Annotated in this window: 20 protein-coding genes; 17 read left to right on the forward strand and 3 right to left on the reverse strand. The window is 61.5% G+C overall.

Going from position 1 to position 24071, the window contains the following annotated elements; genetic code table 11:
* The first annotated feature begins 96 nt into the window (after positions 1-96).
* The 6 genes from ACWGXF_RS07735 (at position 97) to ACWGXF_RS07760 (ending at position 7650) form a co-directional block, all read left to right on the forward strand.
* Positions 97-888, forward strand: coding sequence for a TrmH family RNA methyltransferase (locus ACWGXF_RS07735; protein ID WP_046462538.1), 792 nt, complete (start codon positions 97-99; stop codon positions 886-888).
* Between the two features lie 172 nt (positions 889-1060).
* Complete coding sequence (gene carA / locus ACWGXF_RS07740; RefSeq protein ID WP_012839119.1) at positions 1061-2233, forward strand: glutamine-hydrolyzing carbamoyl-phosphate synthase small subunit; 1173 nt, start codon at positions 1061-1063, stop codon at positions 2231-2233.
* On the forward strand, positions 2226-5477 hold the full coding sequence (gene carB / locus ACWGXF_RS07745) for a carbamoyl-phosphate synthase large subunit (protein WP_003067353.1): 3252 nt from the start codon (positions 2226-2228) through the stop codon (positions 5475-5477). The genes carA and carB overlap by 8 nt, the downstream gene beginning before the upstream one ends.
* Before the next feature lie 220 nt (positions 5478-5697).
* On the forward strand, positions 5698-6174 hold the full coding sequence (gene greA / locus ACWGXF_RS07750; RefSeq protein ID WP_003067350.1) for a transcription elongation factor GreA: 477 nt from the start codon (positions 5698-5700) through the stop codon (positions 6172-6174).
* A 125-nt stretch (positions 6175-6299) separates the two neighbouring features.
* Entirely contained in the window at positions 6300-6719 is a 420-nt protein-coding gene (locus tag ACWGXF_RS07755) for a DUF4149 domain-containing protein (RefSeq protein ID WP_054075310.1), read from the forward strand.
* 46 nt (positions 6720-6765) lie between these two features.
* Positions 6766-7650, forward strand: a complete 885-nt coding sequence (locus tag ACWGXF_RS07760) for a Kdo hydroxylase family protein (RefSeq protein ID WP_012839117.1) — start codon at positions 6766-6768, stop codon at positions 7648-7650.
* An 84-nt stretch (positions 7651-7734) separates the two neighbouring features.
* Here ACWGXF_RS07760 and ACWGXF_RS07765 read toward each other — a convergent pair whose 3' ends face one another.
* Positions 7735-8493 carry a glycosyltransferase family protein gene (locus ACWGXF_RS07765; RefSeq protein WP_012839116.1) on the reverse strand — a complete coding sequence of 253 codons (759 nt, stop codon included), beginning with the start codon at positions 8491-8493 and terminating at the stop codon, positions 7735-7737.
* Positions 8494-8555: 62 nt separating this feature from the next.
* Positions 8556-9026, reverse strand: a complete 471-nt coding sequence (locus ACWGXF_RS07770; RefSeq protein ID WP_003067342.1) for a YhbY family RNA-binding protein — start codon at positions 9024-9026, stop codon at positions 8556-8558.
* A gap of 32 nt (positions 9027-9058) precedes the next feature.
* Here ACWGXF_RS07770 and ACWGXF_RS07775 point away from each other — a divergent pair, with 32 nt between their 5' ends.
* The 5 genes from ACWGXF_RS07775 to ppk1 all read left to right on the forward strand — a co-directional run bounded on the left by ACWGXF_RS07775 (position 9059) and on the right by ppk1 (position 16710).
* The gene (locus tag ACWGXF_RS07775; RefSeq protein WP_003053442.1) at positions 9059-9721 is read left to right on the forward strand and encodes an RlmE family RNA methyltransferase; all 663 of its coding nucleotides are present in this window, start codon (positions 9059-9061) and stop codon (positions 9719-9721) included.
* 246 nt (positions 9722-9967) lie between these two features.
* Positions 9968-11890, forward strand: a complete 1923-nt coding sequence (ftsH, locus tag ACWGXF_RS07780; protein WP_003067340.1) for an ATP-dependent zinc metalloprotease FtsH — start codon at positions 9968-9970, stop codon at positions 11888-11890.
* Between the two features lie 71 nt (positions 11891-11961).
* Positions 11962-12810: a dihydropteroate synthase gene (folP, locus tag ACWGXF_RS07785; protein WP_003067337.1), complete on the forward strand. Its 849-nt coding sequence runs from the start codon at positions 11962-11964 to the stop codon at positions 12808-12810.
* A gap of 36 nt (positions 12811-12846) precedes the next feature.
* Positions 12847-14181 carry a phosphoglucosamine mutase gene (glmM, locus tag ACWGXF_RS07790; protein ID WP_003067335.1) on the forward strand — a complete coding sequence of 445 codons (1335 nt, stop codon included), beginning with the start codon at positions 12847-12849 and terminating at the stop codon, positions 14179-14181.
* A 462-nt stretch (positions 14182-14643) separates the two neighbouring features.
* Complete coding sequence (gene ppk1 / locus ACWGXF_RS07795; protein WP_012839114.1) at positions 14644-16710, forward strand: polyphosphate kinase 1; 2067 nt, start codon at positions 14644-14646, stop codon at positions 16708-16710.
* 180 nt (positions 16711-16890) lie between these two features.
* Here ppk1 and ACWGXF_RS07800 read toward each other — a convergent pair whose 3' ends face one another.
* Complete coding sequence (locus tag ACWGXF_RS07800) at positions 16891-18372, reverse strand: Ppx/GppA phosphatase family protein (protein WP_034379324.1); 1482 nt, start codon at positions 18370-18372, stop codon at positions 16891-16893.
* A gap of 430 nt (positions 18373-18802) precedes the next feature.
* On the opposite strand from ACWGXF_RS07800, the gene pstS reads away from it, so the two are divergent.
* The 6 genes from pstS to phoB all read left to right on the forward strand — a co-directional run bounded on the left by pstS (position 18803) and on the right by phoB (position 24054).
* On the forward strand, positions 18803-19834 hold the full coding sequence (gene pstS, locus ACWGXF_RS07805; RefSeq protein ID WP_012839112.1) for a phosphate ABC transporter substrate-binding protein PstS: 1032 nt from the start codon (positions 18803-18805) through the stop codon (positions 19832-19834).
* A gap of 173 nt (positions 19835-20007) precedes the next feature.
* The gene (gene pstC / locus ACWGXF_RS07810; protein ID WP_034358718.1) at positions 20008-20946 is read left to right on the forward strand and encodes a phosphate ABC transporter permease PstC; all 939 of its coding nucleotides are present in this window, start codon (positions 20008-20010) and stop codon (positions 20944-20946) included.
* Positions 20943-21833, forward strand: a complete 891-nt coding sequence (gene pstA / locus ACWGXF_RS07815; RefSeq protein WP_003067325.1) for a phosphate ABC transporter permease PstA — start codon at positions 20943-20945, stop codon at positions 21831-21833. Before pstC ends, pstA begins: the two co-directional genes overlap by 4 nt.
* A gap of 17 nt (positions 21834-21850) precedes the next feature.
* Positions 21851-22627 carry a phosphate ABC transporter ATP-binding protein PstB gene (pstB, locus tag ACWGXF_RS07820; RefSeq protein ID WP_003067324.1) on the forward strand — a complete coding sequence of 259 codons (777 nt, stop codon included), beginning with the start codon at positions 21851-21853 and terminating at the stop codon, positions 22625-22627.
* Positions 22628-22638: 11 nt separating this feature from the next.
* Positions 22639-23340, forward strand: a complete 702-nt coding sequence (gene phoU, locus ACWGXF_RS07825) for a phosphate signaling complex protein PhoU (protein WP_003067322.1) — start codon at positions 22639-22641, stop codon at positions 23338-23340.
* 18 nt (positions 23341-23358) lie between these two features.
* Complete coding sequence (phoB, locus tag ACWGXF_RS07830; protein ID WP_003053455.1) at positions 23359-24054, forward strand: phosphate regulon transcriptional regulator PhoB; 696 nt, start codon at positions 23359-23361, stop codon at positions 24052-24054.
* Positions 24055-24071: the final 17 nt, after the last annotated feature.

The raw sequence follows: 24071 nt of genomic DNA on the forward strand, positions 1-24071 counted from the left end.
AGTGCGGCGCAGGGCCGCCTCGGGCGTTCTATCTTCTTGTTTCAAGCCCGGCCAGGCGCTTGCATGCCGGGTTTTTGTTTTTTCTCAGAGGTCGACATGGCAGCACGCCCCCAGGTCACGGACATTCATTCGCGCGACAACGCTTTCGTCAAAGAACTGCGCCGTCTGTCCCAGGACAGCACGGCCTATCGCAAACAGGGGCAGGTCTGGCTTGAAGGCGATCATCTTTGCCGTGCGGCCCTGGTGCGGGGTCTGAAACCAAAGCTTGCCGTTTTTGCGCAGTCTTTCTGGCCTCAGGCGCCCGAGGAGTGGGTGCAGGCTGCCGGCAAGGTCGTGGTGCTGGCAGATGCCTTGTTCGACGAGATCAGCGCTCTGGAATCTCCTGCCCGCATGGGCTATGTGATGGACTGGGATGCGGGTGTGCAGGTGCAGCCGGGCGTTGCCACCGTGGTGCTGGACCGCGTCCAGGATGCCGGCAATGTGGGCAGCATCCTGCGCAGCGCGTCGGCCTTCGGCTTCACCCAGATCCTGGCGCTCAAGGGCACGGCCGCACTGTGGAGTCAGAAGGTGCTGCGTGCCGGCATGGGTGCTCACTTCGGCCTGCATCTGGTCGAGGCGGCCTCGGTCGATGAGGTGCAAGGCCTGCAAGTGCCCCTGGTAGTGACCAGCTCCCATCAGGGGACATTGATCCATGAGGCCGACCTGCCATGGCCCTGTGCCTGGGCCATGGGTCATGAAGGGCAGGGTGTGGGCGATGCGCTGATGGAGATGGCGCGGCACCGCATCAGCATTGCGCAGCCTGGAGGTGAGGAGTCACTCAATGTGGCTGCTGCGGCCGCGATCTGCCTGCATGCGAGCAGCGTAAGCATGCTACGCCGTAGAGGGTAATCCCGGGGCGCTTCAAAGGGGTGAAGCGGACAGAGCCTATAATGGGCGGCTTTCAAGCATTCCTTCATACGCCTAGCGACGCTTCCTCGCCATTCCCTGCAGACACAAATGTCCCAGCGCACACGCCGGGGCTTCGTTGGGCGTAACCGTAATTAAAAAACCGGAGAACCCAGTGCTTTTGTCTCTCAAGGGAAATTTCCCATCCGCCATTCTGGCGCTCGCAGACGGCACGGTCTTTATTGGCAACTCGATTGGTGCGCAAGGCACCACTGTTGGCGAAGTCGTTTTCAACACCTCGCTGACCGGCTACCAGGAAATCCTCACCGACCCCAGCTATTGCCAGCAGATCGTGACGCTCACGTATCCGCACATCGGCAACTACGGTGTCAATCCTGAAGACGTCGAAGCTGACAAGATCCATGCCGCAGGTCTCATCATCAAGAACCTGCCCCTGCTGGCCAGCAACTTCCGAAGCACCCAGACGCTGTCCGAGTACCTGACCGAAGGTAAGACCGTCGCCATCGCCAACATCGACACCCGCAAGCTCACGCGACTGCTGCGTGACCAAGGCGCGCAGAACGGCGCAATCGTGGGTCTGGCCGCTGGTGAAGAAGTCACCCAGGCCAGGATCGACGAGGCCATCGCCGCCGCCAAGGCCGCCCCCAGCATGAAGGGGCTGGATCTGGCCAAGGTCGTGTCTACCGACAAGTCCTACCCATGGACCGAGGCCGAGTGGACGTTGGGCGAAGGCTACGGCAAGCTCGAATCGCCCAAGTTCAAGGTTGTGGCCTATGACTTCGGCGTGAAGAAGAACATTCTGCGCATGCTGGCCGAGCGCGGCTGCGACGTGACCGTCGTGCCCGCCCAGACTCCAGCCAAGGATGTGTTGGCCCTGAACCCCGACGGCGTGTTCCTGTCCAACGGCCCTGGCGACCCCGCGCCTTGCGACTACGCCATTGCCGCTGTGCAAGAGATCATGGCAGCCAAGATGCCGGTGTTCGGTATCTGCCTGGGCCACCAGATCATGGCTCTGGCCTCCGGTGCCAAGACCTTCAAGATGCAGAACAGCCATCACGGTGCCAACCACCCCGTCAAGGACCTGGACACCGGCCACGTCAGCATCACCAGCCAGAACCACGGTTTCGCGGTGGAGCTGGAGTCGCTGCCCGCCAATGCCCGCGCCACGCACATCAGCCTGTTTGACGGCACGCTGCAAGGTCTGGAGCGCACCGATGTGCCTGCCTTCTGCTTCCAGGGTCACCCCGAAGCATCGCCCGGCCCCAACGATATCGGCTATCTGTTTGACCGCTTCACAGCGCTGATGGAGAAACACAAAAATGCCTAAGCGCAACGACCTAAAAAGCATTCTGATCATTGGCGCCGGTCCCATCGTGATCGGTCAGGCCTGCGAGTTTGACTATTCCGGCGTGCAGGCCTGCAAGGCCCTGCGCGAAGAGGGTTACAAGGTCATCCTGATCAACAGCAACCCTGCCACGATCATGACCGACCCGGCCACCGCCGACGTCACCTACATCGAGCCCATCACCTGGCAGACGGTCGAGAAGATCATCGCCAAGGAACGCCCCGATGCCATCCTGCCTACCATGGGCGGCCAGACCGCGCTGAACTGCGCGCTGGACCTGTGGAAGAACGGCGTGCTGGACAAGTACAAGGTCGAGCTGATCGGCGCCAAGCCCGAAGCCATCGACAAGGCCGAAGACCGTCTGAAGTTCAAGGACGCCATGACCAAGATCGGTCTGGGCTCCGCGCGCTCCGGCATCGCCCACTCCATGGACGAAGCCTGGGCGGTGCAAAAACAGATGGGCTTCCCCACCGTCATCCGCCCCAGCTTCACGCTGGGCGGCACCGGCGGCGGCATTGCCTACAACCCCGAGGAATTCGAAACCATCTGCAAGCGCGGTCTGGAGGCTTCGCCCACCAACGAGCTGCTGATCGAGGAATCCCTGCTGGGCTGGAAAGAGTACGAGATGGAAGTGGTGCGCGACACCGCCGACAACTGCATCATCGTCTGCTCCATCGAAAACCTGGACCCCATGGGCGTGCACACCGGTGACTCCATCACCGTGGCGCCGGCCCAGACACTGACCGACAAGGAATACCAGATCATGCGTAATGCATCTCTGGCCGTTCTGCGCGAAATCGGTGTGGACACGGGCGGCTCCAACGTGCAGTTCTCGGTGAATCCCAAGGACGGTCGCATGATCGTCATCGAGATGAACCCCCGCGTCTCGCGTTCCTCGGCACTGGCTTCCAAGGCCACGGGCTTCCCCATCGCCAAGATCGCGGCCAAGCTGGCCGTGGGCTTCACGCTGGACGAGCTCAAGAACGAAATCACCGGTGGCAAGACCCCCGCTTCGTTCGAGCCCTCGATCGACTACGTAGTCACCAAGATCCCGCGTTTCGCCTTCGAGAAGTTCCCTGCTGCCGACAACCGCCTGACCACGCAGATGAAGTCCGTGGGCGAAGTGATGGCCATCGGCCGTACCTTCCAGGAATCCTTCCAGAAGGCCTTGCGCGGCCTGGAAGTGGGCGTGGACGGCATGAACGAAAAGACCCAGGACCGCGAAATCCTGGAAAAGGAGCTGGGCGAGCCCGGTCCCGACCGCATCTGGTATGTGGGTGACGCTTTTGCTGCCGGCTGGTCGCTGGACGAGGTGCACAACATCACCAAGATCGACAAGTGGTTCCTGGTGCAGATCGAGGAGATCGTCAAGATCGAACTCGACCTGGACAAGCTCTACGAAGCCAAGGGCGAAGGCGCTCTGGCGGCTCTGGATGCCCAGACTCTGCGCACCCTCAAGCAAAAGGGCTTTTCCGACCGCCGTCTGGCCAAGCTGCTGCACACCAGCGACAAGGCCGTGCGCGAAGCGCGCAAGGCGCTGAAGGTGCGTCCCGTGTTCAAGCGCGTGGACACCTGCGCGGCCGAGTTCGCTTCCAACACCGCATACATGTACTCCACGTATGACGAAGAGTGCGAAGCAGCTCCCACGGACAAGAAGAAGATCATGGTGCTGGGCGGTGGCCCGAACCGTATCGGCCAGGGCATCGAGTTCGACTATTGCTGCGTGCACGCCGCCATGGCCATGCGCGAAGATGGTTACGAAACCATCATGGTCAACTGCAACCCCGAGACCGTGTCCACCGACTACGACACTTCCGATCGCCTGTACTTCGAGCCTCTGACGCTGGAAGACGTGCTGGAAATCGTGGACGTGGAGCAGCCCGAAGGCGTGATCGTGCAGTACGGCGGCCAGACGCCTCTGAAGCTGGCCCTGGGCCTGGAGCGCGAAGGCGTGAAGATCATCGGCACCACGCCCGACATGATCGACGCCGCCGAGGACCGCGAGCGCTTCCAGAAGCTGCTCAACGAACTGGGTCTGCGCCAGCCTCCCAACGCCACTGCGCGTACCGAAGCCGAAGCCCTGGAAAAGGCTGCCGGCCTGGGTTACCCCCTGGTGGTGCGTCCTTCCTATGTGCTGGGCGGCCGCGCCATGGAAATCGTGCACGAGCAGCGTGACCTCGAGCGCTACATGCGCGAAGCCGTGAAGGTCTCCAACGACTCTCCCGTGTTGCTGGACCACTTCCTGTCCAACGCCATCGAGTGCGACGTGGACTGCGTGCGCGACAAGACCGGTGCCGTGTACATCGGCGGCGTGATGGAGCACATCGAGCAAGCCGGCGTTCACTCCGGTGACTCCGCCTGCTCGCTGCCCCCTTACTACCTGAAGGCCGAAACCGTCGCTGAGATCAAGCGCCAGACCGCAGCCATGGCCGAAGGCCTGCATGTGGTGGGCCTGATGAACGTGCAGTTCGCCATCAAGGAAGCGGACGGCCAGGACGTGATCTACGTGCTGGAAGTGAACCCCCGTGCCTCGCGCACCGTGCCCTTCGTCTCCAAGGCCACCGGCGTGCAACTGGCCAAGGTGGCTGCACGCTGCATGGCCGGCGACACGCTGGCCGAGCAGGGCATCACCAAGGAAGTCACACCGCCTTACTTCAGCGTCAAGGAAGCCGTGTTCCCGTTCGTGAAGTTCCCTGGTGTGGACACCATTCTCGGCCCCGAGATGAAGTCCACCGGTGAAGTCATGGGCGTGGGCAAGACCTTTGGCGAAGCCTTTGTGAAGAGCCAGATGGGTGCCGGCGTGCACCTGCCTGCCGAAGGCAAGGTCTTCCTGTCGGTGAAGAACAACGACAAGACCCGTGCCGTGGCCGTGGCCAAGGAACTGGTTGCCATGGGTTACAGCCTGTGCGCTACACGCGGTACAGCTGCAGCGATTGCTGAAGCTGGCCTGGAAGTGCAGGCGGTCAACAAGGTGACTGAAGGCCGTCCGCACATCGTGGACATGATCAAGAACGGCGAAATTGCCCTGGTCATCAACACCGTGGAAGAGCGTCGCAACGCCATCGCCGACTCGCGCCAGATCCGTACCAGCGCGCTGCTGGCACGTGTGACTACCTTCACCACCATCTTCGGCGCGGAAGCGGCCGTGGAAGGCATGAAGGCCATGCGCGGCAATCTGGACGTGCACTCGGTGCAAGAGCTGCATGCCATGCTGACCAAGGCCTGAAAAGCCTGACGCCCGAAGCAGCCCGCAAGGGCTGCCGGGTTTTTACCGCACTTGTGCCGCGGCAAACACGGCATAATCTGCGGTAATGTATTTGAACCGCCGCGCGGCAACGTGCGGCGGTTTGCTTTTGGGGCACAGGCCCCTGTTTGACGTTGTCACTCAGGACTGTGCGAGAGGTGCCGCGCTTGGCGCGGCGTTTGCTGAATTTGGAGACTCGATCATGGCCACCATCCCAATCACCAAGCGCGGAGCAGAAAAGCTCAAAGTGGAACTGCAACGCCTGAAGACTGTGGATCGTCCCGCGGTCATTCAAGCCATTGCAGAGGCCCGTGCTCAGGGTGACCTGAGCGAAAACGCCGAATATGAATCCGCGAAGGAGCAGCAGGGCTTCATCGAAGGCCGCATCCTCGAGGTCGAGGGCAAGCTTTCTGCCGCGCAGGTCATCGACCCGACCGAGCTGGATGCCGGCGGTCGCGTGGTGTTCGGCGCGACCGTGGATCTGGAAGATGAAGACAGCGGCTCGCCCGTGACCTACCAGATCGTGGGCGAGGACGAGGCCGATCTCAAGCACGGCCTGATCAATGTGTCCAGCCCCATTGCCCGTGCCCTGATCGGCAAGGAAGAGGGCGATACCGCCGTGGTGCAGGCACCGGGCGGCGAGCGTCGCTATGAAATCGTGGGCGTAAAGTACGTGTAAGCCCCCCCTGAGGCGCTGCACGCCTTCCCCCTCTCTGCCTCAGGGGGACAACATCTTCGCTGCGGGGCTGCCCTTGCTTGATGTTTCTGGCCTGGGCGCTGCGCCGCGTTCAAGGATTCGTGACTATGTACGAGCGTTTGCCTGTTTTCCTGGCCGCTTTATGGTGGGGCAGCCTGAGCGCCATCGGCTTTGTGGCCGTACCCATGCTGTTTGCCCATCTGCCTACGCCGGCTCTGGCGGGCTTTATGGCTGCCAAGCTGTTCGCCGCGCAGACCTGGATTTCCATAGCATGTTGCGCTCTTCTGCTGGTGTTTTCAAAGCGAAAACATGCTGAAAAGATTGAGCAATGGGCGCAAGCAGCTATCGGTTTTGTTATCGCCGGCATGTTGCTGGCGCTGCTGGTGCAGTACGGCGTGTCGCCCAAGATCGTGGCGCGCGAGAATCTCAGGCTCTGGCACAGCGTAGGCACCGGCATGTATGCGCTGCAGTGGCTGTGCGCCGCCATCGTGCTGTGGCGTGTGGCGGGCGCGCGCAAGCCGGCTTGATCCAGTGCAAGCCCGCGCCAGCTGCGGGGAGTACACTGCCGAAGCCATGGAATCTCAAATCGTAAAAATCGACGCGACCGACTGGAGCCAGGTCCAGGGGCGCGATGAATGGACTGCTGCCGTCGAAGCCGGCAAGGTGCTGTATTTTCCGCAGCTGAGCTTTCAGCTGACCGAGCAGGAAAAAGCGCTGCTGCGCCCCGATGTGCGCGATCCCAAGACGCGCAATATCAGCCTCAATGTGGATGGCTCGATCAAGGGTGTGGCAGGCGACGAGGCCACGCAGGCCCAGGTGGCGGGCATGGTCGGACGCTTTCGCGAGCAGGCCACGGCGCTGATCGCCGGCCTGTTTCCCGCCTATATGCCGGTGGTGCGCATGGCACCCACCAGCTACCGACCTTCGCAGGTGGAAACGCGGGCGCAGTCCTGGCGTGCCGACGACAAGCGCATGCATGTGGATGCCTTTCCTTCGCGGCCCAACTATGGCGAGCGCATTCTGCGCGTCTTCACCAATGTCAATCCGGATGGCCAGCCCCGGGTCTGGCGCGTGGGCGAGCCTTTCACCGATGTGGCCAAGCGTTTTGTGCCGCGTGCCAAGCCCTACAGCGCCTGGCAGGCCAAGGCGCTGGAGCTGCTGCATGTGACCAAGTCCTATCGCAGCGAATACGACCATTTGATGCTACAGCTGCATGACGGCATGAAGGGCGATCCCGACTATCAGAAAAATGCTCCCCAGGAAACCGTGCCTTTCGCGGCAGGTTCCACCTGGGTGTGTTTCTCCGATCAGGCAGTGCATGCCGTCATGTCGGGGCAGTACATGCTGGAGCAGACCTTGTTCCTGCCGCCAGGCAGCGAATACAACCCGGCGGCCAGCCCGCTGTCGATTCTCTCGCGCATGAAGGGGCATCCGCTGGTCGATGCCAAATATCGCTGATCCATCGGTCAGGCGAGCACAAAAAAGGCGTTGAACCTCGCGGTCAACGCCTTTTGTTTTTGAGGCTGCAACTGCAGCCGTCTTTCAGCCCCAGGCCTTCTCGATCCACCTGGCGGGCTCGATATGGCGAAAGCGCTTGTTGCGGCGGCCTTCCAGCGCGTCGGGCGGGTTCACTTCGCCGTGGAAGATCACGATGCGCGCATCGGCCGGCGGCACCGGCTCCTTCCAGTAGTTGCTGGGCCAGGTCGGAATGCAGTAGTACTTGAAGCTGGGGCACCAGGCGGCAGGCCAGTAGTCCAGCTTGCCCTGCTTGTGCAGAAAGTGCGACAGATACTCCTGCTCGTTGCGGTACTTGCCGCGCATTTCTTCGGTGTGCGCGCGGAAATGCTCCAGCACATCGGCATGGGCACCCAGCTCGAAGCGGTAGACCGAGGAGTTGCCGACAATGCGTTCGCCAAAGCGCCAGAAACGCGGATAGTCGTGAATGATGCGGAAGTCGCCGGGCAGCGTGAAGAACTCGTCGAGGCTGCCCACAATCACCACGTCCAGGTCCAGGAACAGCGCCTGACCCTTGAGGCCATGCAGGTCGCGCTCGAAGGTGGTGAGCTTCTTCCAGGCGCCGTCACGCTGGCCGGGCGCCAGATGGATGTTCAGGTCGGGGATGGGAAAGCACTCCACTTCGGAGCGAATCCCCTCTGTGCTGTCGGTCAGGCAGACAAAGCGAAAATCTCCGCTGAGATGGCGGCGCACCATGGCATAGAGTCGGTTGACGTACTCCGGGCCGTATTTGGTGCCCCATTTCATGCAAAGAATGTGGCGTTGCTGCTGTGTGGTCTGAACCATGGGTTGGCGGTCTCGGCGAGGAAATAAGGCAATGGGGCGGGCAGACAGGGCGGATCGGCAGATCAGTCCTGACGGCCTTTCTTGACCGACTTCTGCTTGGGCTTGGCGCGCTTGATGGTGCCGCCGGCGGTCAGGCGCTGGTTGCCGAGCACGCGCAGCTGCTTGACTTCGGGCTTCTGGCCGGCGCGGCCGAACTTGAGCACCTTGACGTCGCGAGGACCGGGCATGCGGTCTTCGTCAAAGGCCTTTTCCTTTTCGGGAATAGGGCGCCACAGCACCAGCAGCTTGCCGATGTGCTGGATGGGAGCCGCGTTCAGCTCGTCGCAGAGTTGTTGATAGATCTGCTCGCGGGCTGCACGGTCGTCGCCGAAAACGCGGACCTTGATCAGACCATGGGCATTGAGTGCTGCGTCCACTTCCTTTTGAACGGCAGTGGTCAGACCATCGCCACCGATGAGGACGACGGGGTCCAGATGGTGGGCTTCGGCGCGGTGTTCCCGGCGCTGCGCGGGAGTTAATTCAATTTGGGGCATACCCGTATTATCAAGGCTGCGAGAATTCAGGCATGAAAACCAAAACCAAAAGCAAGAAGGTCAATAAGAATTGGCTGCACGATCACATCAATGACCCCTATGTGAAAGCTGCCCAAAAGGACGGCTATCGTGCGCGCGCGGCCTACAAGCTCAAGGAAATTGACGAGTCGCTCAAGCTGATTCAGCCCGGCCACACCGTGGTGGACCTGGGTTGCGCGCCCGGCGCCTGGAGCCAGTATGTGCGCCGTCGTCTCTCGCCCAGCGGTGCGGCCGTGGGCGAGCTCAACGGCCGCATCATCTCGCTGGACCTGCTGCCCATGGAGCCCATCGAGGGCGTGCACTACATCCAGGGCGACTTTCGTGAAGAGGCGGTGCTGGCGCAGCTTGAAGAGGCCATGGGTGGCGGCAAGGCCGACGTGGTGGTCTCGGATATGGCGCCCAATCTGTCGGGCCATGGCGCCACGGACGGGGCGCGGGTCGCGGTGCTCATCGAGATGGCCGTTGATTTTGCGATCAACAACATGAAGCCCGAGGGCGCGCTGGTGGTCAAGCTTTTCCACGGCAGCGGCTACAACGAGCTGGTGGATCTGTTCAAGCAGACCTTCAAGGTGGTCAAGCCCATCAAGCCCAAGGCTTCGCGTGACCGGTCTGCCGAGATTTTTCTCGTGGGAATGGGACTCAAGCAGGGCTCTTGACGGAGTTGCCGGCTTGCATAGGGGCATTTGACCTCATGGTTTGCTGCAGCAAACCAGTGAAACTGATAGCGCAAAGCCTTGATAAAACACAGGCTTAGGGTCGATTGCCTGCTGGGCCGTACCTTGCCTATGGCCGCTATAGGGGGAAATAGGCGTCTTTGGCGCTTGAAACACCTAAAATGAACCTCAACTAGGTCTGGAGTCCCCTCCGGGCCTTTACGTCTGAATATTCCATTGGAGCCCCGCTTGAACAATCAGTGGTTTTCAAAAGTCGCCGTCTGGCTGGTCATCGCCATGGTGCTGTTTACGGTGTTCAAACAGTTTGACACCCGAGGTGCTGGCGGTGCCTCTCATGTTGGCTACTCGGAATTCCTGGAGCAAGTGCGCAACAACCGTATCAAGAGCGCCACCATTCAGGAAGGTGCCGGCGGTACCGAGGTCGTAGCCACCACCACCGATGACCGCAAGATCCGCACTACGGCCACCTACCTCGATCGCGGTCTGGTGGGCGACCTGATCAACAACAACGTCAAGTTCGACGTCAAGCCACGTGAAGAAGGCTCGCTGCTCATGACGCTGCTCGTGAGCTGGGGCCCCATGCTGCTGTTGATCGGCGTATGGGTGTACTTCATGCGCCAGATGCAAGGTGGCGGCAAGGGCGGCGCCTTCAGCTTCGGCAAGTCCAAGGCGCGCATGCTCGACGAGAACAGCAATACCGTCACCTTTGCCGACGTGGCTGGAGCCGATGAGGCCAAGGAAGAAGTCAAGGAAGTCGTGGACTTCCTCAAGGACCCCAACAAGTTCCAGAAGCTCGGCGGCCGCATTCCCCGCGGTCTGCTGCTGGTCGGCCCTCCCGGTACCGGCAAGACGCTGCTGGCCAAGTCCATCGCGGGCGAAGCCAAGGTGCCTTTCTTCTCGATCTCGGGTTCCGATTTCGTTGAAATGTTCGTCGGCGTGGGCGCGGCCCGCGTGCGCGACATGTTCGAGAACGCCAAGAAGAATGCGCCTTGCATCATCTTCATCGACGAAATCGACGCCGTCGGTCGCCAGCGCGGTGCCGGCATGGGCGGCGGCAACGACGAGCGCGAGCAGACACTGAACCAGATGCTGGTCGAGATGGACGGTTTCGAGACCAACCTCGGTGTGATCGTGGTGGCTGCAACCAACCGCCCCGACATTCTGGATGCGGCCTTGCTGCGCCCCGGTCGTTTCGACCGTCAGGTCTATGTGACGCTGCCCGATATCCGCGGCCGCGAGCAGATCCTGAACGTGCACATGCGCAAGATTCCCGTGGGCCAGGACGTGAACCCCGCCATCATCGCGCGCGGCACGCCCGGCATGTCGGGCGCCGATCTGGCCAACCTCTGCAACGAAGCTGCGCTGATGGCGGCACGCCGCAATGCGCGCACCGTGGAGATGCAGGACTTCGAGAAGGCCAAGGACAAGATCATCATGGGCCCCGAGCGCAAGACCATGGTCATGCCCGAGGAAGAGCGCCGCAACACGGCCTACCATGAAGCCGGCCATGCCCTTATCGGCAAGCTGCTGCCCAAGTGCGATCCCGTGCACAAGGTCACCATCATCCCGCGCGGCCGTGCGCTGGGCGTGACCATGAGCCTGCCCGAGAAGGACCGCTACTCCTATGACAAGGAGTACATGCTCAACCAGATCGCCATGCTGTTTGGTGGCCGTATCGCCGAAGAAGTGTTCATGAACCAGATGACGACTGGTGCGTCCAACGACTTCGAGCGCGCGACCCAGATCGCCCGCGACATGGTGACGCGCTACGGCATGAGCGATGCCCTGGGCACCATGGTCTATTCCGAGCAGGAAGGCGAACCTTTCCTGGGCCGTACCTTCAGCCGAGGCTCCAATCTGTCCGAGTCCACCATGCAGAAGGTGGACGACGAAGTGCGTCGCATCATCGACGAGCAATATGCTCTGGCGCGCAAGCTGATCGAAGACAACAGCGACAAGATGCATGCCATGGCCAAGGCCATGCTGGACTGGGAGACGATCGACGCCGAGCAGCTCAACGACATCATGGCAGGCAAGGAGCCTCGTCCTCCCAAGGACTGGACGCCTCGCAACCCACCCTCGTCGGATGGTGGCAATTCCTCGGGAGGCAATCCCGCATCGAATGCCGAGCCCTCGCCGACTACGGCTTGAGCGCCAAGCCTCACACACAAAAGGTCCCTCAGGGGCCTTTTGTTTTTGCACTCTCAGATATCGGAAGATTTATGTCGCAACAGTGGCAAACCTCGCGTTTTCTCTTGCAGCTCGACAAGCCTCAGGTCATGGGCATCGTGAATGTGACCCCGGACTCCTTTTCGGACGGAGGCAGGCATGCCGGTGTATCCCAGGCCATGGCCCATGCGGAGCTGCTTCTGGAGCAAGGGGCGCATATTCTGGATATAGGTGGCGAGTCCACCAGGCCGGGGTCGCCCGCTGTGAGTCTCGAAGACGAGCTGGCTCGCGTTCTGCCCGTGCTGCGTGAAGCCGTCAAGCTCAACGTGCCCATCTCCATCGATACCTACAAGCCCGAAGTCATGGCCGCGTCTCTGGATCTGGGGGCGGACATCATCAACGACATCTGGGCGCTGCGCCAGCCCGGTGCCTTCGAGGTGGTGAGCAGGCACGCCAGCTGTGGCGTGTGCCTGATGCATATGCACAAGACCCCGCAAGACATGCACCTGGAGCATATGCAGGGCGATGCCGTGGCTCAAGTTCGGGACTTTCTGCTGCAGGTGACTCAGCCTTTGCTCGATGCGGGTGTTGCTCGCTCCCGCATCGCCTGGGATTACGGTATTGGTTTCGGCAAGAGCGTGGTACAAAATTTTGCCTTGCTTGCACATCAGCGTGAGCTGCTGGGCCTAGACTTCCCCTTGCTGGCGGGTTGGTCGCGCAAGGGCTCGCTGGGGCAGGTGACCGGCCTGCCTGTGGATCAGCGCATGGTGCCCAGCGTCGCGGCGGCATTGCTGGCGGTCGAGCGTGGGGCCAAAATTGTGCGTGTCCACGATGTGAAGGATACGGTGGCTGCGCTGGCAGTCTGGCAGGCCATGCATGATGCGCAAGCGCTGCAGGCCTGATGACTGAGTATTGAATCTAAAAAGGACAACGAGAATATGGCACGACAGTATTTCGGCACCGACGGGATTCGCGGCACGGTGGGCAAGTCGCCCATCACGCCTGACTTTGCCCTGCGCCTGGCACATGCCGTGGGGCGCGTGTTGCGTCGCACGCAAGAGCGCCCTCTGGTGCTGATCGGCAAGGACACCCGCATCTCTGGCTACATGCTGGAGAGCGCGCTCGAGTCGGGCTTCAACTCTGCCGGTGTCGATGTCATGTTGCTTGGCCCCTTGCCGACACCGGGCGTGGCCTATCTGACGCGTGCCCAGCGCGCCAGCCTGGGGGTGGTGATCAGCGCCAGCCACAACCCGTTTTATGACAACGGCATCAAGTTCTTCAGTGCCGAGGGCACCAAGCTGCCTGATTCCTGGGAAGAGGATGTGGAGGCCGCTCTCAAGGAAGACCCCGTCTGGGTGGATTCAGCCTCTTTGGGCAAGGCGCGACGTCTGGCCGATGCCGCCGGCCGTTATATCGAGTTCTGCAAAAGCACTTTCGATCACAGCCTGTCGTTGCGGGGCCTGAAGATCGTAGTGGATGCGGCCCATGGCGCGGCCTATCAGATTGCTCCCAAGGTCTTTCACGAGCTGGGTGCCAATGTGGTGGAAATCGGCTGCTCCCCGGACGGCCTGAACATCAACGAGGGAGTTGGCGCGACCCATCCCGAAGCGCTGGTGAGGGCGGTGCGTGCCAACAATGCCGACTATGGCGTGGCGCTGGACGGCGATGCCGACCGTCTGCAACTGGTCGATGCGCAAGGCCGTCTCTACAACGGCGACGAGCTGCTCTATCTCATGGCGGCCGATCGTCTGGCTCGCGGCGACGTAGTCAGCGGCGTGGCGGGAACCCTGATGACCAATATGGCGGTGGAGCAGGCGCTCAAGGAGCAGGGCGTGGGTTTTGTCCGTGCCAAGGTGGGAGACCGCTATGTTCTGGAGGCGCTCAATGCCAAGGGCTGGCAGCTGGGCGGCGAAAGCTCGGGCCACCTGCTGGCGCTGGACAAGCACACGACCGGTGACGGCCTGGTCAGTGCACTGCAGGTGCTGCAAGCCTGCGTGCGCTCGAAGAAGACCATTGCCCAGTGGCTGGAGTCCGTGAAGCTGTTCCCCCAGGTCATGATCAATGTGCGCCTGCAGCCTGGCCAGGACTGGAAGAGCAACGCCAAGCTGCCAGGTGAGCAGGCAGCGGTTGAAAAGCTGCTGGGCAGCGACGGCCGTGTGCTGATCCGTCCCAGCGGTACCGAGCCCCTGGTGCGAGTCATGGTCGAGGCCAGGAGTGCGGACATGGCCAGCAACTGTGCCGAGCGTCTGGCCGAGGTGGTCAGGGCCAGCTGAAGCTGCGCAAACCCTGATGACTGTCATGAACAACGATGACAGTCATCTTTTGGTCATCTAATTGTCATAAACCATGGGCAGACTGCGGACATGCCCTCAGGGGCGCTTCAAGCTTTCGCAGGCTGCTGCCACATGTCCCAATCCGTATCTGGTTCCGACTCTTTTTTTTCCACTTCCATCACTTCATCTTCAGGGCAGGATCCGGTTGCAGTTTCCCCAGTGACCTCGCAGACCGATAGTCAGGCGCATGAGGCGGGACCTGCATCCCTGGGTCTGGCGCATATCTCGCTTGTGCCTCCCGTCACGACGGCGGTCGTCAACTCCGCGAGCGAGCCGGCTGCAGTTGCGCAAGCCGGGGCGGCCGGGCACCATGGTGTGCCCGGTGCCGTTTCTGACGCTGCGACACCGGCCCCTGCAAAAGCGCCGCGCCGACGCCGAGCGGCGTCCAAGAACGAGGTAGCCATGCCGCCTGTGATCGAGCCGACTCTGGAGCTGCTGGACCGCGATCAAAGCATTCTGGTCTTCAATGAGCGCGTGCTGAACTGGGCCGAGCGCGAGGATGTGCCGCTGCTCGAGCGCCTGCGCTATCTGTGCATCGTGTCTTCCAATCTCGACGAGTGGTTCGAGGTGCGCTGTGCACCTCATGTCTCTGCCGCCAAGGTCGGGGATGAACAGGGGCCGTACTCGCGCGCCAGCTTCGAGCGACTGATGACCACGGCCCACGGCCTGGTGGCCAAGCAGTACCAGCTCTATAACCAGTCCATCATTCCCGCGTTCGACAAGCATGCGATTCGCCTGGTTTCTCACGGCGAGCGCAGCGTGGCGCAGCGCAAATGGGTGCGCGAGTACTTCATGCGCGAGGTGCAGCCCCTGCTGATGCCGGTGGGGCTGGATCCGTCGCATCCCTTCCCGCAGGTCGCCAACAAGGCCTTGAATTTCATCGTGCGCCTCAATGGCGTGGATGCCTTCGGGAGGGCCAATGAAGTGGCCATCGTCAAGGTGCCGCGTGCCTTGCCGCGCCTGATCCGTCTGCCCGAGAAGATCTCGGGCAAGCAAAAGCTGTTTGTCAGCATCTCCAGCGTGGTGCGTGCCCATCTGGCCGAGCTGTTCCCGGGGCGCGAAGTGTCGGAGTTCTCGCAGTTCCGTGTCACCCGCCACTCCGATCTGGCCGTGGACGAGGACGATGTGGTGGATCTGCGCATGGCCCTGCGCCAGGGCCTGCACCACCGTCACTACGGTCAGGCCGTGCGTCTGGAGGTGTCCTCGTCCTGCTCTGTGGTGCTCTCTGACCTGCTGCTGGAGCAATACGGCCTGCCGGCCGAGGCGCTGTTCCGCGTCAAGGGGCCGGTGAATCTGGTGCGCCAGATGCAGCTGATCGATCTGGTCGACGACCCGGCCCTGCTGTTTCCCAAGTGGAAGCCGGCCTGGCCCACGCAGCTCGTGCCAGGCCGATCCATCCTGGCGCAGATGCGCAAGAGCGACATCATCATCCATCAGCCATTCGAGAGCTTTGACGGCGTGCTGGAGTTGCTGCGCGAGGCCGTGAACGATCCGCAGGTGCTGGCCATCAAGCAGACCATCTACCGTACGGGCACCGACTCCGAGATCATGAGCCTGCTGGCCGAGGCCGTGAGCCGCGGCAAGGAGGTGCTGGCCGTGCTGGAGCTCAAGGCGCGCTTTGACGAAGAGGCCAATATCAATTGGGCGGAAAAGCTGGAGTCGCTGGGCGTGCAGGTGGTGTACGGCGTGGTCGGTCTCAAGACCCATGCCAAGATGCTGCTCATCACGCGCCGTGAAAAGCGCAACAACCAGCTCAAGCGCTATGCCCATCTGTCCACGGGCAACTACAACGCCCGCAGCGCGCGCCTTTACACCGACATCAGCCAGCTGACCTGCGATGACGAGATCACGGCCGATATGGATGCGGTATTTCGCCACCTGTCCAGCCATAACACCATGCCCAAGCTGCAAAAGCTGGTCATGGCGCCGTTCCATCTGCAAAACCGCATGCTGGAGCTGATCGGCCTGGTGGCCGCCGCAGCGGCGCGGGGCGAGAAGGCACGCATGGTGCTCAAGATGAATGCGCTGACCGACGAGCCCCTGATTCGCGCCCTGGTCGAGGCCGGCCGCAAGGGCGCACAGATCGATCTCATCGTGCGCGGCTCATGCATGCTGCCGGCGCAGCGCCCGGGCGTGACGGACAATATCCGCGTGCGCTCCATCATCGGCCGTTTTCTGGAGCATTCACGCGTCTTCTACTTTGCCTGGGGCCAGGAAGAAGAGTTGCTGCTGTCCAGTGCCGACTGGATGAATCGCAATATGCTCAGCCGCGTGGAGCTGGCCTGGCCGGTGCTTGACAAGAAGCTGCGCCAGCGTGTGATCGACGAGTGCCTGGTGGCCTATCTGGGCGACGACCGCGATGCCTGGACGCTGGATGCCTCGGGCGTTTACCAAAAGCCCGCGCGTCCGCTGGAGGGCAAGGGCGCCCAACAGGCCCTGATGGTGCGCTATGGTGGCAAGAGCGTTTGAATACTCTGAAAAGAGGAGCGCCTTGCGCCTGATATGCAATGTTTTCAGATATTTTTAGTATTGAAATCAATGTTTGAAAGGTGCTTGCAGCTATCTTTTTGAAAGGCTCTGCAGAGCAAAAAAGGGACTGCCTCGCAGTCCCTTTGCCTTTTGCAGGCCGCGGCGGCCTGGCAGGTGATATCAGCGCAGCTGCAGCTTGAGGCTCCAGGGCGTCTTGCTCCAAGCCATGGCTTCCTCCTCGAGCAGGCGGGCGGATTGCGGGTAGGTCAGCATCCAGCCCGAGGGTGTGGAGAGCTTGCATTCCGAGCCCGAACGCTTGATCTGCATGCCCTGCATGTCAGGGTCGCGGCGGGTATGGCTCAACTGCACGGCAATGCGCAGTGCCATCAGCGGCAGGGCCAGCTGCGGCTCTTCGATGGCGTCCTCCAGCTTGCGCAGCTTGCCCTGGTGACCCAGCACCAGCTGGCAGATGCGCTGGCGCAGCTCGGGCTCCCAGGTGGCCAGGCCGCAATGCTCGACAATGTAGGCGCCGTGGCGGTGATAGTCGCTCAGAGCCACGCGCATGCCCACCTCGTGCAGTTGCGCGGCAATGGCCAGGGCCTGAGTGCTCAGCGGCGCGGTTTCTGCGGGCAGGATTTGCTGGCACAGCTGGGTGGCAATGCGCTGAACGCGCTGGGCATGGGGTACGTCCACGCCGAAGTCCAGTTGTAGTGCGCCGACTTCCGCGGCCTCCTTGTCGGCAGGGGGCTCATGGTCGAGCAGGTCGTGCAAAGCTCCCTGGCGCAGTGCGCCCTGTGCAACTTCCAGCTCGGTAATGCCCAGCAGGTCGACCACGGCCATCATCACGCTGATGCCGCCGGCGACCACCGGGCGGCGATCTTCCTTGAGGCCCGGCATGCGCAGGCGCTCCACATGACCGATGTCCAGCAGCAGCTCGTAGAGGTAGCGCAGCTTGGCGGGCGTGATCACCTGCCCGTCCAGGCCCTGGGCCGTGAGAGCGTCGGCCACGGCGTTGGCCGTGCCGGAGGAGGCATAGGCGCAGTCCCAGGCCGTGCCCGGGTAGGCGAACTGGGCCTGGGTCAGGCATTGCTTGGCGGCGGCAACGGCGGCCTGGAAGTTGGCCTTGTTCAGTGCGCCGTCGCTGAAGAAGCGGCTGCTCCAGGAGACGCTGCCCAGTGCGAACGATGCCACTTGCAGAGGCTGGCTGTGCTGGCCGATGATGATTTCGGTGGAGCGTCCGCCAATGTCGATGACCAGGCGTTTTTGCTGGCTGGGCGGCAGCGAACTGGCCACGCCGCGATAGATCAGCCGGGCTTCCTCCTCGCCGGCAATGACTTCGATGGGAAAGCCCAGCAACTGGCTTCCACGCGTCACGAATTCTTCGGCATTCAGTGCCTCGCGCAGGGTCTGGGTGGCTACAGCGCGGACATGCGAGGCATCAAAGCCCCTGAGGCGCTCGCCAAAGCGAGCCAGGCACTCCCAGCCGCGCTCCATGGCTTCGCGGGAGAGTTCCTGGCGCGAGTTCAGGCCATTGCCCTGGCGCACGGTTTCCTTGAGGTATTCCACACGCTCGATGCGTTGATGCGAGCCGATGCGGCCTATTTCAAGGCGAAAGCTATTGGAACCAAGGTCTACGGCGGCAAGCAGCGATTCAGGAGCCATTTCTGAGCCAATCAATGCGTTGTTGTTATGCGGGTTGGGGCACGGGCAGAGCATGAGCGTGATGGAACAGGCGACACATGCACCGGGCAGTGGAATATGCAATACGGGCCGTCATCGAGCTTGCGGGGCGTGGGGTTCAACCTCTGTCAAGTCAGGTATTTGCCGGGTTAGGCCGCCGGAGTGCGCTCACGCTGTGTGACAGACTATGTCATACATTGCCGGCGATCAGACTCCAGCCTTGCGACAAGCTGTTACCCGGGCCGGGTCTGCGGGTCAAGGCTCAGCAGTTTGCGAATGAAATATGACACTCGCATGACCGCTTTGGAGCTCTTTCACTCGGTTGCGCCTTGAAATTTTCATGTCACAACCTTGTCATAAAAGGTTTTTAAAGTTCACTCCATCGAATCTTTCAACCCTAAGAGGTCGTTTCATGAAGTTGTCCTTGATTCACGTTCTGGTGGCTGGTGCTCTGTCTGCAGCGGGTATTGCCAACGCCAGCCAGGAAGCCACAGGTGCCGGTGCGAGCTTCCCGGCTCCTCTGTATTCCAAGTGGGCTGCTGACTATCATAAGGCCACCGGCGTCAAGATTAACTATCAGTCCGTGGGTTCCAGCGCCGGTGTCAAGCAGATCGAAGCCAAGACCGTGGACTTCGGTGCTTCCGATGAACCCCTGAAGGATGACGAACTGGCCAAGAAGGGTCTGGTTCAGTTCCCCACCGTGATCGGCGGCATTGTTCCTGTGGTCAACATCAAGGGCGTGGCTCCCGGCCAGCTGAAGCTGTCGGGCCAGGTGCTGGGCGATATCTACCTGGGCAAGATCTCCAAGTGGAATGACCCCGCCATCACGGCACTGAACCCCGGTGTGGCGCTGCCTGACGCCGCTATCGCTCCCGTGCGCCGCGCTGACGGCTCCGGCACCACCTTCGGCTTCACCAACTACCTCTCCAAGGTCAATGCCGAGTGGAAGGAAAAAGTGGGCGAGGGCAAGGCCGTGAACTGGCCCACCGGTGCCGGCGGCAAGGGTAACGAAGGCGTTGCCGCCTTCGTGGGTCGCCTGCCCAACTCCATCGGCTATGTCGAGTACGCCTATGTGAAGCAGAACAAGCTGACCTACACACAGCTGCAGAACAAGGAAGGCACTTTTGTCTCTCCTGACGACGAGACCTTCAAGGCGGCTGCTGCTGGCGCTGACTGGGCCAAGAGCTTCTACCAGATCCTGACCAACCAGCCCGGCAAGAACGCCTGGCCCATCACCTCGGCAACCTTCATCCTGATGCACAAGACTCAGGAAAAGCCTGCTCAGGCCGCCACCTCGCTGAAGTTCTTCGACTGGGCTTACAAGCAAGGTGACAAGACTGCCGCAGACCTGGACTATGTGCCCATGCCCGACGCTGTCAAGAACGTGATCTACAAGTCCTGGAACGACATCAAGGACGCTTCGGGCAAGGTTGTTTCCAAGTAATTTCGTGTCATCAGTGAGCAGCGGGCTGCCGTGCCGGACGGTATGTTCGCTGCTTGTTTCAACCCTTTGCGAATAAAGGCGCTCACGTGTCCACTACGTCGCCCTCCAGTTCGCTGGCTGCAGCCCCCACCGATGCCGCCAAGCGACGCTCTCCTTCTCCGCCACGTGCTCCGATGATCTCGGGACGTATGGCGGATCGTTTGTTTGGTGGCCTGGCACGCAGCGCAGCAATTTTGACGCTGGTGCTGCTGTTGGCCATCATGGTTTCGCTGATCTTCGGCGCCTGGCCCGCCATCTCCGAATATGGTCTGAGCTTTCTGACCAGCAGTGTCTGGGACCCCGTGCAGGATCAATACGGCGGTCTGGTCATGATTTACGGCACGCTGGCCACTTCGGCCATCGCGCTCATCATTGCAGTGCCCGTGAGCTTCGGCATTGCCCTGTTTCTGACGGAACTCTCGCCCGCCTGGCTCAAGCGCCCTCTGGGCACTGCCATCGAGTTGCTGGCCGCAGTTCCCTCCATTGTTTACGGCATGTGGGGCCTGATGGTGTTCGGCCCCGTGCTGGCCACCTATGTGCAGCAGCCCCTGCAGAACCTGCTGACCGGTGTGCCCTATCTGGGCGCTTTTGTTTCCGGCCCTCCCGTGGGTATCGGTATTTTGTCGGCCGGCATCATTCTGGCCATCATGATCATCCCCTTCATCGCCTCCGTGATGCGCGATGTGTTCGAAGTCACGCCGGCGCTGCTCAAAGAGTCGGCCTACGGTCTGGGCTCCACGACCTGGGAAGTGGTCTGGAAAGTGGTGCTGCCCTATACCAAGACCGGCGTGCTGGGCGGTGTCATGCTGGGCCTGGGCCGCGCACTGGGCGAGACCATGGCCGTGACCTTTGTGATCGGCAACATGAACCAGCTCAATTCCCTGTCCGTGTTCGAGGCTGCGAACAGCATCACCTCGGCGCTGGCCAATGAGTTTGCCGAAGCGGGCGAGGGCCTGCATCAGGCGTCGCTGATCTATCTGGGTCTGGTGCTGTTCTTCATCACCTTCGTGGTGCTGGCCTGCTCCAAGCTGCTGCTCAACCGTCTGCAGAAGAACGAAGGAGCCCGCTCATGAGCCCGACCTCCACCTCCACCAAAATGCTCGACGCAGCCGATCTGGCTGCGGTGCGTCAGGCCAAGTACAACAAGCGCAAGCGCCTGAATCAGGTCGCGCTGACCCTGTCCATGGCCGCCATGCTGTTTGGCGTGTTCTGGCTGGTCTGGATTCTCTGGGAAACCATTCGCCAGGGCCTGGGCGGTCTGAACTTCGCACTGTTCTCGCAGATGACGCCTCCTCCCAACGAGGAGGGCGGTATTGCCAATGCCATCTGGGGCTCGCTGATGATGGTGGCGCTGGCCACTTTCGTGGGCACGCCTATCGGCGTGATGGCCGGGGTCTATCTGGCCGAGTACGACAAAAAAGGCTGGCTGGCTTCCACCACCCGCTTCGTCAACGACATTCTGCTGTCGGCACCCTCCATCGTCATCGGTCTGTTTGTCTATACCGTGGTGGTGGTGCGCTTCAAGAGCTTCTCCGGCATGGCCGGCGTGATCGCGCTGGCGCTGATCGTGATTCCCGTGGTCATCCGCACCACGGAAAACATGCTGGTGCTGGTTCCCGCCAGCCTGCGTGAAGCAGCTTATGCGCTGGGTACGCCCAAGTGGAAGGTCATCATCATGGTGACCTTGCGCGCAGCCCGCGCCGGCGTGATTACCGGTGTGCTGCTGGCAGTGGCCCGTATTGCAGGCGAGACCGCTCCGCTGCTGTTCACGGCGCTGAACAACCAGTTCTGGAATGCCGACATGAGCAAGCCCATGGCCAGCCTGCCGGTCACCATCTTCAAATTTGCCATGAGCCCGTATGAGAACTGGCAGCAGCTGGCCTGGGCCGGTGTCTTTCTCATCACTGTGGCTGTGCTGGGTCTGAATATCCTGGCGCGTTTCATCACCCGCCAGAAATAATTCGAAAGTTCAAGATCATGACTGCAATCACTGCTCCCGCCAACATCAAGCTGGCCGTGCGCGACCTGAACTTCTACTACGGCAAGTTTCACGCGCTGAAGAACATCAATCTCGATATTCCCGAGAAGAAGGTCACGGCCTTCATCGGCCCCTCGGGCTGCGGCAAGTCCACGCTGCTGCGCACCTTCAACCGCATGTTCGAGCTCTATCCCGAGCAGCGCGCCGAAGGTCAGATCATGCTGGACGGCGACAATCTGCTGACCAGCAAGCAGGATGTGGCACTGATTCGTGCCAAGGTCGGCATGGTGTTCCAGAAGCCCACGCCGTTCCCCATGTCCATTTATGACAACATCGCTTTCGGCGTGAAGCTGTTCGAGAATCTCAACGCCTCGGACATGGACGACCGCGTGGAGTGGGCGCTGCGCAAGGCAGCACTGTGGAACGAAGTCAAGGACAAGCTGCAGCAAAGCGGCTCGGGTCTGTCGGGCGGTCAGCAGCAGCGTCTGTGCATCGCTCGCGGCATTGCCATCAAGCCCGAAGTGCTGTTGCTGGACGAGCCCTGCTCGGCGCTGGACCCCATCTCCACGGCCAAGATCGAGGAGCTGATTGCGGAGCTGAAGAACGACTACACCGTGGTCATCGTGACACACAACATGCAGCAGGCCGCCCGTTGCAGCGACTACACGGCCTATATGTATCTGGGGGATCTGGTGGAGTTTGGCGACACCGAAAAAATGTTCTTCAAGCCCCAGCGCAAGGAAACGGAAGACTACATCACAGGCCGCTTCGGCTAAGGACTTAAAAAATGACAGAAAAACATTTGTCCACGCAGTTCGACTCCGAACTCAATCGTGTCTCGGCACGCGTCATGGAGCTTGGCGGTCTGGTCGAGTCGCAGATCAGCAATGCCGTCTACGCACTGACCAGCTTCAGCACCGAAGCGGTTGAGCAGGTCATCAGCACCGAGCAGCGCGTCAATGCCATGGAGGTCGAGATCGACCATGAGCTGTCGTCCATCATTGCGCGCCGCCAACCCACGGCCCGCGACCTGCGCCTGCTGATCGCCTTCTCCAAGGCCACGGCCAACCTGGAGCGCATGGGCGACGAAGCCTGCAAGATGGCCCGTATGGTCAAGTCCATCATCGAAAGCGGCGCTGCCCGTTCGCTGCCCAGCGGCGAGTTGCGCATGGCTGCACAGATGGCTTCCGAGCTGCTGCGCAAGACCCTGGATGCCTTCGCCCGACTGGACACCAAGGCGGCGGTTGCCATCTTGCGTGAAGACGACCTGATCGACGAAGAGTTCGACGGCTTTGTGCGCAAGCTCATCACCTACATGATGGAAGATCCGCGCACCATCTCCGCCAGCCTGGACCTGCTGTTCCTGGCCAAGGCCATCGAGCGTATCGGCGACCACTCCAAGAACGTGGCCGAGCTGATCATCTACCTGGTCGAGGGCAAGGATGTGCGCCATCAGACCATGGCTGAAATCGAATCTGCGGTGTTGTAAGACGGAGGCTACTCAGGGATGAAGAAGATGCCCATGGTCCTCATCGTGGAGGACGAACCTGCGATTGCAGAGTTGATCGCGGTCAATTTGAGGCATAACGGCTTCCAGCCCGTCTGGGCGGAAGACGGTGTTTCGGCGCAGCGCGAGCTTGATGCCGTGCTGCCCGACGTGATTTTGCTCGACTGGATGCTGCCCGGGGCCAGCGGTCTGTCTCTGGCCCGCAAATGGCGTGCCGACAGCCGCACCAAGGCCGTGCCCATTCTCATGCTGACGGCGCGTGGCGACGAGCCCGACAAGGTGGCGGGCCTGGATGCCGGTGCGGATGACTACATCACCAAGCCTTTCTCCACCCAGGAGCTGCTGGCCCGCATTCGTGCCGTGCTGCGCCGCCGTGCGCCTGAGCAGGTGCAGGACAAGGTCAGCATTGGCGAGCTGGTGCTGGATGCTGCGGCCCACCGCGTGAGCTGGCAGGGCGATCTGCTCAAGATCGGTCCCACCGAGTTCAAGCTGCTCAACTATCTGATGAAGCACCCCGAGCGTGTGCACAGCCGTGCGCAGTTGCTCGACAAGGTCTGGGGCGATCATGTCTTCATTGAGGAGCGCACCGTGGACGTGCACGTCAAGCGCTTGCGAGAATCGCTGGGTGTGGCGGGTGTTCTGATTGAGACCGTGCGCGGCGCGGGCTACCGTTTCAGCGCCCAGGCCATGGCCTGACAGCACTTCCCCCCGAA

This window comes from Comamonas sp. HJ-2, from assembly GCF_053615495.1.